This is a genomic window from Rhabdaerophilum calidifontis (genome assembly GCF_008641065.1).
In the GTDB taxonomy this organism is placed as follows: Bacteria; Pseudomonadota; Alphaproteobacteria; order Rhizobiales; family Beijerinckiaceae; genus Rhabdaerophilum; species Rhabdaerophilum calidifontis.
The window spans coordinates 350,407-363,981 of record NZ_VTRS01000003.1; the positions used below are offsets into that span (position 1 = coordinate 350,407).

The following is a 13,575-nucleotide window of genomic DNA, read 5'->3' on the forward strand; positions in this document are numbered from 1 at the left end:
CTCAGACCTCCAGCACCAGAACCTTCGTCACCGGCTTCTTGTCCCAGATCTCGGCGATCCCCGCCCGCACGCCGCGCTCAACCGCGAGACGCAGCGCGTCGGGATCGCGCCGCTTCGCCTTCGGCAGCGTCGCCAGCACCTCGTCGACGAGATCGCGGACATGATCGAGCATCGCCTCGCCCTCGTCATCCGCCGCCGGCAACCCTGCCAGCTCGATCTGCGGATCATCCGCCAATTGGCCGCGATCGTCGATGGCGAGCGCGATCACCACGATCCCGGCGAAGGCGAGCCGCTTGCGCTCCACGATCGCCTGGTCCCCGGCGGGGATGAGCAGGGTCCCGTCCTTGACCAGCCGCCCGGCCGGCACCTGCTCGACGATCGCCGCCGGGCCGGGCGCGAGGCTGACCGCCTCGCCGTTGAAGGCGCGGATCACCTGCTCCACCCCGCGCGCCCGGGCGAAATCGCGGTGCAGCGTCAGGTGCAGCGCCTCGCCATGGGCGGGGATCGCGATCCTCGGCCGCACCCATTCATACATGCGCTGCAATTCGTCGCGGCGCGGATGGCCGGAGACATGCACCAGCCGCTCGCGATCCGTGACAATACGGACCCCCATCCGCACCAGATTGTTGACGATCGCCCCCACCGCGCGCTCGTTGCCGGGAATGGTGCGGGAAGAGAAGATCACCATATCCCCCGGCGCGAGCGCGATATCGGGATGATCGCCCGCCGCGACGCGCGCCAAGGCCGCGCGGTTCTCGCCCTGGCTGCCGGTGAGCAGCACCACGCACCGGTCGCGCGCGAGGCTCTTGAACCGCTCCGGGGACCGGAAGGGCGCGATGCCTTCGAGCATGCCGCCCTCGCCCGCGACATCGACGACGCGGTCCATCGCCCGGCCGACGAGGATCACCTCGCGCCCGACCGCCGCCGCAGCCTCCGCCACCGCGCGGATGCGCGCGACATTCGAGGCGAAGGTCGTCACCGCCACCCGGCCCTTCGCTTCGGCGATGATCGCCCTCAGGTTCTCGCGCACCTCGGTCTCGGAGGGCGAGATGCCGTCCCGGACGACATTGGTCGAATCGCAGACCAGCGCCAGCACGCCCTCGTCGCCGATCTCGCGCAGGCGGTTGCCGTCGGTCGGCAGGCCGAGCACGGGGGTCTCGTCGATCTTCCAGTCCCCGGTATGGATGACGGTTCCGGCTTTCGTGCGGATCGCCAGCGCCATGGATTCCGGGATGGAATGCGCGACCGGGATGGTCTCGACATCGAACGGCCCGAGCGTGAAGCGGCTCGCCTGCGCGATCTGCCGCACCGGGATGCGCGGCGCGCCGGGCTCGGAAAGCCGCCGCGCCTCGAGCAGATTGGCCGCGAATGGCGTCATGTAGACCGGCGCGCCGAGCCGCGGCCAGAGATCGGCCAGGGCACCGAAATGGTCCTCATGCGCATGGGTGATGACGATGCCGAGAAGATTGGCCTTCTCCGCCTCGATGAAGCGGATATCCGGCATCAGGAGGTCGATGCCGGGCAGGTCCTCCCCCGCGAAGGCGACCCCGCAATCGACCATCAGCCATTTGCGCGCCCTGCCCCGGCCATGGCCGTAGAGCGCCATGTTCATGCCGATCTCGCCGAGCCCGCCGAGGGGCACGAAGACGAGGTCCGAATTCCTCATAGATGGGTCCTCACGGCGGCTTCCGGCGTCATCGGCGCCGCGCCGACGACATCGCCGGCAATGATCGATTCGAGCCCGCCCGCGGTCCGGATCAGGAGCTGACCATCGGCGCCGAGGCCGGCGAAGACGCCGTTCCGCTCGCCGGAGGGCAGCCGCACGCGGATCGGCGCCCCTTCGGGCAGCGCATGCGCCAGCCAGCCGGCGCGGATTGCCGGAAACCCGCCGCCGCGCGCGAACAGCGCGAGATTGGCGGCGAGGCGCGCGGAGAGCGGTGCGAACAGCGCCGCCGCATCCGCATGCGGCGCGTGCCGGTGCAAGGCCGTCGCCGGCTGGTCGAGCCCCTCGGGCACGGCGGCGACATTGACGCCGATCCCGATCGCCACCGCCTGCCCGCCGCCCGGCCGGCTCGCGCCTTCGAGCAGGATGCCGGCGAGCTTCTCGCCCGCGATCAGGCAATCATTCGGCCATTTCAGCGCCAGAACCAGCCGCAGCCCCGGCGCAAGCGCCAGGATCGCCTCGGCGAGGCTCAGCCCCGCAACGAAGCCGAGCAGCGGCGTCGCCGCCGGCGGGCAGGGATCGACAAGCGCCAGGCTCGCATGGAGATTGCCCGCGGGCGAGACCCAGCCCCGGCCATGTCGGCCGCGGCCGGCCATCTGCCGGTCGGCGACGATCCAGGCGCGATCCCGCCCCGCCTCGGCCGCGGCCAGCGCGGCCGAATTGGTCGAGCCGATCTCGTCCCGATGCTGGAGGCTGAACCCGGCGGCGCGCGCCGCGTCGGACAGGTCCATATCAGAACAGCGACCGGGCCGCGGCGGCGGCCATGGTCCGGATCGGGTTCGCCACCACGGCGAAGAGCAGCACGAACGCCGCCGAGGCCCACATCAGCCCGCGGATCTCGGGCCCCGCCCGGCCGAAAGCCGGCGCCGGGGCGTCGAAATACATCACCTTGACGATGCGCAGGTAATAATAGGCCGAGACCGCGCTCGCGAGCATGCCGATCACGGCGAGGGCGAAAAGCTTCGCCTCGATCGCCGCCGCGAAGACGTAGAACTTGCCGAAGAAGCCGGCGAGCGGCGGAATGCCGATCAGCGAGAACATCAGCACCGCCATGACGAAGGCGAGGCCGGGATGGTTGCGCGCCGCCCCCGAGAGATCGCCGATCGTCTCGAGCCGCGTCCCGTTCGCCTGCATCGCCAGAATCACCGCGAAGACGCCGATCGTCATCGCGAGATAGACCGCCATGAAGATGATGACGCCCTCGATGCCCTGCACCGTGCCGGCCGCCAGCCCGACCAGCGCATAGCCCATATTGGCGATCGAGGAATAGGCCATCAGCCGCTTGAGATTCTGCTGGCCGATCGCCGCGAAGGCGCCGAGGCCCATCGAGGCGATCGCCACGAAGGCGATGATCGGCTGCCAATCCTTCGCCACCGGCAGGAAGCCGTCGATCAGCAGCCGGGTCGTCATCGCCACCGCCGCCATTTTCGGCGCGGTCGCGAAGAACGCCGTCACCGGCGTCGGCGCGCCCTCATAGACATCCGGCGTCCACATGTGGAACGGCACGACGCTCATCTTGAAGGCGAGCCCCGCGATGATGAAGACGAGCCCGATCATCACCCCCGTCCCGCCCGCGCCGGACACCGCCTTGGCGATCGTCGGGAAGGTGACCGAACCGGTGAAGCCGTAGACGAGGCTCATTCCGTAGAGCAGCATGCCGGAGGAAAGCGCGCCGAGCACGAAATACTTGAGGCCCGCCTCGGAGGATTTCGCATTGTCGCGGTTGATCGCCGCGACGACATAGAGCGCGAGGCTTTGCAGCTCGACGCCGAGATAGAGCGAGATCAGCTCGTTCGACGAGGCCATCATCATCATGCCGATCGTCGCGAGCAGCACGAGGATCGTGTATTCGAACCGCGCGAATTTCTCCTCGACGAGGAAGCGCGTCGAGAGCACGATCGCCGCGGCAGAGCCGATCAGCGTCAGGATCTTCATCGCGCGCGCGAAGCCGTCGACGACGAAGGCATCGTTGAAGGTCGCGAGCCGCCCCGGCCCCTGGTCGAGCAGGATCAGCGCGGCAACCGCCAGCGCGGCGAGCGCCAGCGCGTCGATCAGCCGCTTCGCGCCATCGCCCCGCAGCGCGCCGATCAGCACCAGCGCCAGCGCCGCAAGGGCGATCACGATCTCCGGCAGCGCCGGGCCGAGCGCGGGAACGGGGGAAACAACCGGATTCATCTGCCTCACCCCTTATTGCGCGAGCCCGGCCAGCCTGCCGCCGAGCCCGGATTTCACCGCCGCCAGAATACCGTCCACGGACGCCGCGGACATGTCGAGGATCGCGTTCGGCTGCACGCCGAAATAGATCACGAACAGCGCAAGCGGCACCAGCAGCGCCAGTTCCCGCCGGTCGAGATCGGGGATCGTCTCGAGCGCGTGCCGCTCGACCTTGCCGTAGACGACGCGGGCGAAGAGCCAGAGCGCATAGGCCGCCGAGAGGATCACGCCGCTCGTCGCGACCAGCGCCACGGCGGTGTTGGCCTTGTAGGAGCCGAGCAGCGTCAGGAACTCGCCGACGAAACCCGAGGTGCCCGGCAGCCCGACATTGGCCATGGTGAAGACCAGGAAGACCAGCGCATAAAGCGGCATGCGGTTCGCGAGCCCGCCATAGGCCTTGATCTCGCGGGTATGCATCCGGTCATAGACGATGCCGACGCAGAGGAAGAGCGCGCCGGAGACGAGCCCGTGGCTCACCATCTGGAACACCGCGCCCTGCACCCCCTGGGCGTTGAGCGTGAACAGCCCCATCGTCACGAAGCCCATATGGGCGACGGAGGAATAGGCGATCAGCTTCTTGATGTCCTCCTGCATCAGCGCGACGAGCGAGGTGTAGACGATCGCCACCACCGAGAGCGCGAAGACCAGGTTGGCGAATTGCAGGCTCGCCTCCGGAAACATCGGCAGCGAGAAGCGCAGGAAGCCGTAGCCGCCCATCTTGAGCAGGATGCCGGCCAGGATCACCGAGCCGGCCGTCGGCGCCTCGACATGCGCGTCCGGCAGCCAGGTATGCACCGGCCACATCGGCATCTTCACCGCGAAGGAGGCGAAGAAGGCGAGCCACAGCCAGGTCTGCATGCCTGCCGGGAACTTGTAGGCGAGCAGCTTGACGATGTCGGTCGAGCCCGCGGACCAGTACATCGCCATGATCGCGAGCAGCATCAGCAGCGAGCCCACGAGCGTGTAGAGGAAGAACTTGAAGCTCGCATAGATCCGCCGCGCCCCGCCCCAGATGCCGATGATCAGGAACATCGGGATCAGGCCGGCCTCGAAGAACACGTAGAACAGCACGAGATCGAGCGCCACGAACACGCCGATCATCAGCGTCTCGAGCAGCAGGAACAGCGCGTAATATTCCTTCTGGCGGGTGCGGATCGCGTTGAACGAGGCCAGGATGCAGAAGGGCATCAGGAAGGTCGTCAGGATGACGAAGGGCATCGCGACGCCGTCGACGCCGAGCTGGTAGACGATCTCGGTGCCGAGCCAGGCCTTGCGCTCCACGAGCTGGAACCCGGCCTTGGCCGCATCGAACCGCGCGAGCGCGACGAGGCTCAGGATGAAGGTGACGATCGTCGTCCAGAACGCGCCCCAGCGCGCGTTGCGGAGCCCGGCCTCGTCGCTCTTCTGGAGCAGCACGAAGGCTGCGCCGATGAGCGGCAGGACGAGAAGGCCGGACAGGATGCCGAAGCCGAACATCAGCGGGCCCCCCCTGCGAAGAGATACCAGGTCACGAAGCCGGCGACGCCGAGCAGCATCGCGAAGGCATAATGATAGACGAAGCCGGTCTGGAGCCGCACGACGCGGCCGGTGACGCGCAGCACCGTGGCGGACACGCCGTCCGGTCCGAACCCGTCGATCATCGCGCCGTCACCCTTCTTCCAGAGGAAATGGCCGAGCGCCTTGGCGGGCCGCACGAAGATGCGGTCATAAAGCTCGTCGAAATACCATTTGTTGAGCAGGAAACGGTAGATCGTCGGGTGCCGCGCCGCGAGCCGGCCGGGAATTTCCGGCCAGCGCAGATAGAACAGATAGGCGAGCACGAACCCGGCCACCATCATCACGAGGGGCGACCAGGGCACCCAGGCCGCGAGCTTGGTGGAATCGTGCATGTCGTGCAGCGTGTGGTTGTTGGCGCCGGTGAACAGCGCCCCCTTCCAGAAGGCGTCGTAATCATGGCCGATGAACTTCCCGACCAGCGGGAAGCCGGCCAGGATCGCCCCGGCGGCAAGCACGCCGAGCGGAACCAGCATGACGAGCGGGCTCTCATGCGCGTGCTCGTAGGTGTGGTGATCGGCGCGCGTCCGGCCCAGGAAGGTCAGGAAGAACAGCCGCCACGAATAGAACGAGGTCATCCCGGCGGCGAGCACCACGCAGATGAAGGCATAGACATGCCCCGGCTGGTGCGCGACATAGGCCGCCTCGATGATCGCATCCTTCGAATAGAAGCCGGCGGTGAAGGGGAAACCCGTCAGCGCGATCGTGCCGATCGCCATCATCGCCGCGGTGAACGGGATCTTGCGCGCGAGCCCGCCCATCTTCCGAATATCCTGCTCGTGATGCATGGCATGGATCACCGAGCCGGCGCCCAGGAACAGCAACGCCTTGAAGAAGGCATGCGTGAACAGGTGATAGATGCCGGCGGCATAGACGCCGGTGCCGAGCGCCACGAACATATAGCCGAGCTGCGAGCAGGTCGAATAGGCGATCACGCGCTTGATGTCGTTCTGCACGAGCCCCACGGTCGCGGCGAAGAAGGCCGTCGTCGCGCCGATGACCAGCACCACGCTCTGCGCGACGGGCGCGTGCTCGAAGAGCGGCGACAGCCGCGCCACCATGAACACTCCCGCCGTCACCATGGTCGCGGCATGGATCAGCGCCGAGACCGGGGTCGGCCCCTCCATCGCGTCCGGCAGCCAGGTATGGAGCAGAAACTGCGCGCTCTTGCCCATCGCGCCCATGAACAGCAGCACGCAGGCAAGCTCCAGCGCCGGCACCGAATAGCCGAGGAAGACGGTCGCCTCCTTCGCCTTGCCGGCGACCCCTGCGAAGATCGGGTCGAAGGACACCGCGCCGAACAGCCAGAAGGTAAGGAAGATGCCGAGCGCGAAGCCGAAATCGCCGACGCGGTTGACGATGAACGCCTTCATCGCTGCGTCGTTGGCACTCTTCTTCTTGAACCAGAAGCCGATGAGCAGATAGCTCGCGAGGCCGACCCCCTCCCAGCCGAAGAACATCTGCACGAGGTTGTCGCTCGTAACCAGCATCAGCATCGCGAAGGTGAAGAGCGAGAGATAGGCGAAGAAGCGCGGCCGGGCCGGATCCTCGTGCATATAGCCGATGGAATAGAGATGGACGAGCATCGAGACGCTCGTCACCACGACGAGCATCACCGCCGTCAGCGTGTCGATCCGCAGCGACCAATCGGCAACAAACCCGCCGACATGGATCCAGTCCGCGATCTGGACGCGGAAGGCGGCGCCGCTGCCGAGCGCGACCTGCGCGAATTCCGCCCAGGAGAGAATGCAGGCAATGGCGAGGAAGCCGGTGGTGATCACCTCGGCGAAACGCGAGACCCCTTCCGAATGCGGCGAGGGCTCGGCCGCGTGGTGGTCGTCATGCCCGTGATCCTGGTGCCCGTAATCCTGATACCCGTGCCCGCCATGGCCGGAATGATCCGCGTCGCCGAAGGCGCGGACCTCGGCCTCGCGCGCCGGGCGGTGCGCGATGAGGCTCGCGAGCCCCGCGATCAGGAAGCCGAAGAGCGGCAGGAAGACGATTGCCTGTGCCATGACCCCTCAGCCCTTCATCACGTTGATGTCTTCGACCGCGATCGTGCCGCGGTTGCGGAAATAGGTAACGAGGATCGCAAGCCCGATCGCCGCCTCCGCCGCCGCCACGGTCAGCACCAGCAGCGCGAAGACCTGCCCGGTGAGATCCGCAAGATGCGTGGAGAAGGCGACCAGATTGATGTTCACCGCGAGCAGGATCAGTTCGACCGACATCAGGATGACGATCACGTTCTTGCGGTTCACGAAGATGCCGAAGCAGCCGAGCGTGAACAGCGCCCCCGACACGACGAGATAATGGGCGAGCCCGATTCCGGTTTCCGCCATGCTCAGCTCCCCTGCCCCACAAAATCCTGCCCGGCCGCATCGGCACGCTTCACACCGGCATTCGTGACCCCCTGCCCCGGCGGCACGGAGACGATCGTCATCGCCGCGGCCTTGGTGCGGGCGTTCTGCGCCGCCACGTCCTGCCGCTTGACGCCGGTGCGCTCGCGCAACGTCAGCACGATGGCGCCGATCATCGCCACCAGCAGCACCAGCCCCGCTGCCTGGAAGAAATAGACATATTCGGTATAGAGCACGCGCCCGAGCGCGCGGGCATTCATCGCCTCGACCGGCACGGCCGCCGCCGCCTTGCGCATCGCCAGCGCATCCGGCGCGAGCTGCCAGGTTCCGACCACCAGCGCCAGTTCCACGAAGAAGATGCCGGCGATCAGCGCGCCGAGCGGCAGATATTGCAGGAATCCCTGGCGCAATTCCGAGAAATCGACGTCGAGCATCATGACGACGAACAGGAACAGCACCGCGACGGCGCCGACATAGACGACGACCAGGATCATCGCCAGGAACTCCGCCCCCAAGAGCAGGAAGAGCCCGGCCGCATTGACGAAGGCGAGGATCAGGAACAGCACGGAATGCACCGGGTTCCGCGACGACACCACCATCACCGCCGAGGCGATCATGATCCCCGAGAACAGGTAGAAGAAGAGGCTGACAAGGGTCATCGCGTCCGCTCCTCAGCGATAGGGCGCGTCGAGCGCGATGTTGCGGGCCAGCTCGCGCTCCCAGCGCGCGCCATTCGCGAGCAGCTTCTCCTTGTCGTAGAAGAGCTCCTCGCGCGTCTCGGTCGCGAATTCGAAATTCGGGCCCTCGACGATGGCATCGACCGGGCAGGCCTCCTGGCAGAAGCCGCAATAGATGCATTTCGTCATGTCGATATCGTAACGCGTGGTGCGGCGCGTGCCGTCGTTGCGGCGGGGACCGGCCTCGATGGTGATCGCCTGCGCCGGGCAGATCGCCTCGCAGAGCTTGCAGGCGATGCAGCGCTCCTCGCCGTTCGGGTAGCGGCGCAGCGCATGCTCACCCCGGAAGCGCGGCGAGGTCCGCCCCTTCTCGAACGGGTAGTTGAGCGTCGGCTTCGGCTTGAAGAAATACCGCATTGTCAGGAAGAACGCCGAGACGAATTCCCGGAGGAGCAGGCCTTTCGCGGCTTGCGCGAGCGCGGACATCATCCCCTCCCTTACCGGTACCAGCCGGTGATCTGCAACGCGCCGGCCACGATCACCACCGCCGCGAGGCTGAGCGGCAGGAACACCTTCCAGCCGAGCCGCATGAGCTGATCGTAGCGGTAGCGGGGCACCATGGCCTTCACCATCGCGAACATGAAGAACACCGCCGAGACCTTGACAATGAACCAGATCACACCCGGCACCCAGGTGAAGGGCGGCAGGCTGAGCGGCGGCGTCCAGCCGCCGAGGAACAGGATCGTCGTCAGCGCGCACATGGTCATGATCGCCACGTATTCGCCGAGCATGAACAGCAGGTAGGGCGTGGAGGAATATTCGCTCATAAACCCTGCCACGAGCTCCGATTCCGCCTCCGGCAGATCGAAGGGCGGCCGGTTCGTCTCGGCCAGCGCCGAGATGAAGAAGATCACGAACATCGGAAAGAGCGGGATGAAGAACCAGTTCAGCATCGTGAACCAGGGGATGCCGAGCATATGCGCGATCCCGGCCTTCTCCTGCGCCAGCACGATATCGGTGAGGTTGAGCGAGCCGACGATCATCAGCACGGTGATGATCACGAAGCCGATCGAAACCTCGTAGGAGACCATCTGCGCCGCCGAGCGCAGCGCGCCGAGGAACGGATATTTCGAGTTCGAGGCCCAGCCGCCGATGATGATGCCGTAAACCCCCAGCGACGAGATCGCGAAGATGTAGAGCACGCCGACATTGATGTCCGCCACCGCCCAGCCGGCATTGACGGGCACCACCGCCCAGGCCGCCAGCGCCAGAACGCAGGTCAGCACCGGCGCGAGCAGGAACAGGAACCGGTCCGAGCCCGAGGGAATGACCGGCTCCTTGAGCACGAATTTCAGGAAATCCGCAAAGCTCTGGAGCAGGCCCAGCGGCCCGACGACATTCGGCCCGCGCCGGAGCTGCACCGCCGCCCAGATCTTGCGGTCGGCGAGCAGGATGAAGGCGATGAAGATCAGCAGCCCGACCATCAGCGCGAGGCTCTTCAGCACGACGAGCAGCAGCGGGACGAACCAGGTCGTCTCGACGATCAGGAATCGCAGCACCCAGAAGGCCGCATAGGCCGCGGCGACCAGCACGAGAAGCCCAAGCCCGATCAGGGCCAGTGGCGCCAGCGACGGACGCTTGCGCGGATTGGTTGGCGTGATGTCGACCATATTGCCCCCTATTCCGCCGCGACCCTAGCCGATCCGGCCGCGAGCCCCGCGCATTCGCCCATGACTTTGGAGGCCCGCGCGATGGCATTGGTGAGATGGAATGCCTTGACCGGGCTCTCGAACGGCGCCTTGGCCGGCTTGCCCGGCAGCGCGGCCAGGGCCGCGATCGCGCCCGGATCCCCGGCGGCGATGGCGTCGATCTCCGCGAAATGCGGATGCGCCGCGTAGAGCGCCGCCCGGAGCTGCGCGAGGCTGTCATAGGGCAGCCGGTGCCCGAGTGCCTCGGAGAGCGCGCGCAGGATCGCCCAATCCTCGCGCGCCTCGCCCGGCGGGAAGCCCGCGCGGTTGGTCATCTGCACGCGCCCCTCGGTATTGACGAAGGTCGCGCTCTTCTCGGTATAGGCGGCGCCGGGCAGGATGACATCGGCGCGATGCGCGCCGCGATCGCCATGCGTGCCGATATAGACCATGAAGGCCCCGGCCGGCACCTCGACCTCGTCGGCGCCGAGATTGAACAGGAGATCGAGCGCGCCCGGCGCCAGCATCGCGGCGGTATCGAGCCCGCCCTCGCCCGGCACGAAGCCGAGATCGAGCGCGCCGACGAGCGCCGCCTCGTGGTGGAGCACCGAGAAGCCGTTCCAGCCCTCCTTCACCACCCCGATCGCCGCCGCCGCCCGCGCCGCCAGCGCCAGCACCGCCGCGCCGTCCGGGCGGTTGAGCGCCCCCTGCCCGAGGATGAACATCGGCCTTTCGGCCTTGGCCGGCGCGTGGCCGGCGAGTTGCTCGAGGCTCTCCGGCCCCGCGCCGAGATAGGTGTAGGGATAGGTGAGATCGGCCTGCTCGCCGATCAGCCCCAGCGTCAGCCCGCCCTTGAGATAGCGCTTGCGGATGCGGGCATTGAGCACCGCCGCCTCCTTGCGCGGATTGGTGCCGATCAGCAGGATCGCGTCCGCCGCCTCGATGCCGGCGATCGTGGCGTTGAAGAGATAGCTCGCGCGCCCGTGCTTCGGGTGCAGCGGCGAGCCGGGATAGCGGCAATCGACATTGCCGGCGCCGAGCGCCGCCATCAGCCCCTTGAGCGCGAACATCTCCTCCACGCCGGCGAGCTGGCCGGCGAGCGCGCCGATCCGCTCGGGCTTCGCGGATTTCACCCGCGCGGCGATGGCGGCGAAGGCCTCGGCCCATGTCGCGGGCCGCAGCTTGCCGTTCTCGCGGATATAGGGCCGGTCGAGGCGCTGCGTCCTGAGCCCGTCCCAGATGAAGCGGGTCTTGTCCGAGATCCATTCCTCGTTCACCGCCTCGTTGAGGCGCGGCATGATGCGCATCACCTCCGGCCCGCGCGTATCGACGCGGATCGCGGAGCCGAGCGCGTCCATCACGTCGATGCTTTCGGTCTTGGTGAGTTCCCACGGCCTGGCATTGAAGGCATAGGGCCGCGAGGTCAGCGCGCCGACGGGGCAGAGATCGATGACATTGCCCTGCAATTCCGAGCTCATCGCCTGCTCGAGATAGGTGGTGATCTCGGCATCCTCGCCGCGGCCGATGAGGCCGAGTTCGGAAATGCCGGCCACCTCGGTGGTAAACCGGACGCAGCGCGTGCAATGGATGCAGCGCGTCATCACGGTCTTCACCAGCGGGCCGATATACTTGTCCTCGACCGCACGCTTGTTCTCGTGGAAGCGCGAATTGTCCATGCCATAGGCCACAGCCTGGTCCTGGAGGTCGCATTCCCCGCCCTGATCGCAGATCGGGCAATCGAGCGGGTGGTTGATGAGCAGGAACTCCATCACCCCCTCGCGCGCCTTCTTCACCATCGGGCTCTTGGTGAAGATCTGCGGCAATTCGCCGTTGGGGCCGGGGCGCACGTCGCGCACGTTCATGGCGCAGGAGGCCTGGGGCTTCGGCGGCCCGCCCTTCACCTCGACGAGGCACATCCGGCAATTGCCGGCGATCGAGAGCCGCTCGTGGAAGCAGAAGCGCGGCACCTCCGCGCCCGCCGCCTCCGCCGCCTGGAGCAGCGTGTAATGCGGCGGCACATCGACTTCGACATCATCGACGAGGATCTTGGTCATGTCCGTCACTCCGCCGCGATCCGCACGGGGTCGCCGTGCGGGTTCGCCGAATATTGGTCGATCTTCGCCTCGATCTCGTGGCGGAAATGCCGGATCAGCCCCTGGATCGGCCAGGCCGCCGCGTCGCCGAGCGCGCAGATCGTGTGCCCCTCGATGCGGGTCGAGACATCGAGCAGCATGTCGATCTCGCGCTTCTGCGCGCGGCCCTCGGCCATGCGCGCCATCACCCGCGCCATCCAGCCCGTCCCCTCGCGGCAGGGCGTGCACTGGCCGCAGCTCTCGTGCTTGTAAAAATGCGCGATCCGCGCGATCGCGCGCACGATATCCGTGCTCTTGTCCATCACGATCACCGCCGCGGTGCCGAGGCCGGATTTGAGGCCCCGCAGCGTGTCGAAATCCATGAAGGCGTCGGCGATCTGCTCCGCCGGCACCAGCGGCACCGAGGAGCCGCCGGGGATGACGCATTTGAGATTGTCCCAGCCGCCGCGGATGCCGCCGCAATGCCGGTCCACCAGCTCGCGGAAGGTGATGCCCATCGCCTCCTCGACATTGCAGGGCGTGTTCACATGCCCGGAGACGCAGAAGAGCTTGGTTCCGACATTGTTCGGCCGGCCGATCCCAGCGAACCAGCCTGCGCCCCGGCGCAGGATCGTGCCGGCGACGGCGATCGATTCGACGTTGTTGACCGTGGTGGGGCAGCCATAAAGGCCCATATTGGCCGGAAAGGGCGGCTTCAGGCGCGGTTGGCCCTTCTTGCCCTCAAGGCTTTCAAGCAGCGCCGTCTCCTCGCCGCAGATATAGGCGCCGGCGCCGTGATGGACGTAGAAATCGAACGGATAGCCGTGGACATTGTCCTTGCCGATCAGCTTCGCGGCATAGGCCTCGTCCACCGCCTTCTGGAGCGCGATCCGCTCGGCGATGAATTCGCCGCGGACATAGATATAGGCCGCGTGCGCGCCCATCGCGAAGCTCGCGATCATCGCGCCTTCGATCAGGAGATGCGGGTCGTGGCGCAGGATCTCGCGGTCCTTGCAGGTTCCGGGCTCCGATTCGTCGGCATTGATGACGAGATAATGCGGGCGCCCGTCATTCACCTTGGGCATGAACGACCATTTCATGCCGGTCGGGAAGCCCGCGCCGCCGCGCCCGCGCAGGCCCGAAGCCTTCATCTCGTCGAGGATCCAGTCCCGCCCCTGCGCGAGGATATGCTTGGTGCCGTCCCAGTTGCCGCGCCGGAGCGCAGCCTGAAGACCCGGATCCTGCCGGCCATAGAGATTGGTGAAGATGCGGTCGCGATCGTGGAGCATG

At 67.0% G+C, this 13,575-nt stretch carries 11 protein-coding genes; all 11 read right to left on the reverse strand.

Going from position 1 to position 13,575, the window contains the following annotated elements; translation table 11 throughout:
• Position 1: 1 nt before the first annotated feature.
• The 11 genes from FWJ24_RS08030 to nuoF are packed head-to-tail and all read right to left on the reverse strand — an operon-like array spanning position 2 to position 13,574.
• Entirely contained in the window at positions 2-1,666 is a 1,665-nt protein-coding gene (locus FWJ24_RS08030) for a ribonuclease J (RefSeq protein ID WP_150287281.1), read from the reverse strand.
• Complete coding sequence (locus FWJ24_RS08035; protein ID WP_150287282.1) at positions 1,663-2,454, reverse strand: biotin--[acetyl-CoA-carboxylase] ligase; 792 nt, start codon at positions 2,452-2,454, stop codon at positions 1,663-1,665. Before FWJ24_RS08035 ends, FWJ24_RS08030 begins: the two co-directional genes overlap by 4 nt.
• Before the next feature lies 1 nt (position 2,455).
• Positions 2,456-3,898, reverse strand: a complete 1,443-nt coding sequence (gene nuoN / locus FWJ24_RS08040; RefSeq protein WP_150287283.1) for an NADH-quinone oxidoreductase subunit NuoN — start codon at positions 3,896-3,898, stop codon at positions 2,456-2,458.
• 12 nt (positions 3,899-3,910) lie between these two features.
• The gene (locus tag FWJ24_RS08045; RefSeq protein ID WP_150287284.1) at positions 3,911-5,413 is read right to left on the reverse strand and encodes an NADH-quinone oxidoreductase subunit M; all 1,503 of its coding nucleotides are present in this window, start codon (positions 5,411-5,413) and stop codon (positions 3,911-3,913) included.
• Complete coding sequence (nuoL, locus tag FWJ24_RS08050; protein WP_150287285.1) at positions 5,413-7,506, reverse strand: NADH-quinone oxidoreductase subunit L; 2,094 nt, start codon at positions 7,504-7,506, stop codon at positions 5,413-5,415. The genes FWJ24_RS08045 and nuoL overlap by 1 nt, the downstream gene beginning before the upstream one ends.
• Positions 7,507-7,512: 6 nt before the next feature.
• Positions 7,513-7,830 (reverse strand): NADH-quinone oxidoreductase subunit NuoK, encoded by a 318-nt coding sequence (gene nuoK, locus FWJ24_RS08055; RefSeq protein ID WP_150287286.1) that lies wholly within the window; start codon positions 7,828-7,830, stop codon positions 7,513-7,515.
• Positions 7,831-7,832: 2 nt separating this feature from the next.
• Complete coding sequence (locus FWJ24_RS08060) at positions 7,833-8,507, reverse strand: NADH-quinone oxidoreductase subunit J (protein WP_150287287.1); 675 nt, start codon at positions 8,505-8,507, stop codon at positions 7,833-7,835.
• A gap of 12 nt (positions 8,508-8,519) precedes the next feature.
• Positions 8,520-9,011: an NADH-quinone oxidoreductase subunit NuoI gene (nuoI, locus tag FWJ24_RS08065; RefSeq protein WP_150287288.1), complete on the reverse strand. Its 492-nt coding sequence runs from the start codon at positions 9,009-9,011 to the stop codon at positions 8,520-8,522.
• An 11-nt stretch (positions 9,012-9,022) separates the two neighbouring features.
• The gene (gene nuoH / locus FWJ24_RS08070; RefSeq protein ID WP_150287289.1) at positions 9,023-10,195 is read right to left on the reverse strand and encodes an NADH-quinone oxidoreductase subunit NuoH; all 1,173 of its coding nucleotides are present in this window, start codon (positions 10,193-10,195) and stop codon (positions 9,023-9,025) included.
• 8 nt (positions 10,196-10,203) lie between these two features.
• A complete protein-coding gene (gene nuoG / locus FWJ24_RS08075) occupies positions 10,204-12,267 on the reverse strand; it encodes an NADH-quinone oxidoreductase subunit NuoG (RefSeq protein WP_150287290.1) in 2,064 nt (687 codons plus the stop codon).
• A 5-nt stretch (positions 12,268-12,272) separates the two neighbouring features.
• Positions 12,273-13,574 carry an NADH-quinone oxidoreductase subunit NuoF gene (nuoF, locus tag FWJ24_RS08080; protein ID WP_150287291.1) on the reverse strand — a complete coding sequence of 434 codons (1,302 nt, stop codon included), beginning with the start codon at positions 13,572-13,574 and terminating at the stop codon, positions 12,273-12,275.
• Between the last annotated feature and the right edge of the window lies 1 nt (position 13,575).

Coding starts and splice junctions, on each gene's coding strand:
- FWJ24_RS08030 (WP_150287281.1), bottom strand. CDS start 1,666: ATGAGGAATTCGGACCTCGTCTTCGTGCCCCTCGGCGGGCTCGGCGAG.
- FWJ24_RS08035 (WP_150287282.1), bottom strand. CDS start 2,454: ATGGACCTGTCCGACGCGGCGCGCGCCGCCGGGTTCAGCCTCCAGCAT.
- nuoN (WP_150287283.1), bottom strand. CDS start 3,898: ATGAATCCGGTTGTTTCCCCCGTTCCCGCGCTCGGCCCGGCGCTGCCG.
- FWJ24_RS08045 (WP_150287284.1), bottom strand. CDS start 5,413: ATGTTCGGCTTCGGCATCCTGTCCGGCCTTCTCGTCCTGCCGCTCATC.
- nuoL (WP_150287285.1), bottom strand. CDS start 7,506: ATGGCACAGGCAATCGTCTTCCTGCCGCTCTTCGGCTTCCTGATCGCG.
- nuoK (WP_150287286.1), bottom strand. CDS start 7,830: ATGGCGGAAACCGGAATCGGGCTCGCCCATTATCTCGTCGTGTCGGGG.
- FWJ24_RS08060 (WP_150287287.1), bottom strand. CDS start 8,507: ATGACCCTTGTCAGCCTCTTCTTCTACCTGTTCTCGGGGATCATGATC.
- nuoI (WP_150287288.1), bottom strand. CDS start 9,011: ATGTCCGCGCTCGCGCAAGCCGCGAAAGGCCTGCTCCTCCGGGAATTC.
- nuoH (WP_150287289.1), bottom strand. CDS start 10,195: ATGGTCGACATCACGCCAACCAATCCGCGCAAGCGTCCGTCGCTGGCG.
- nuoG (WP_150287290.1), bottom strand. CDS start 12,267: ATGACCAAGATCCTCGTCGATGATGTCGAAGTCGATGTGCCGCCGCAT.
- nuoF (WP_150287291.1), bottom strand. CDS start 13,574: ATGCTCCACGATCGCGACCGCATCTTCACCAATCTCTATGGCCGGCAG.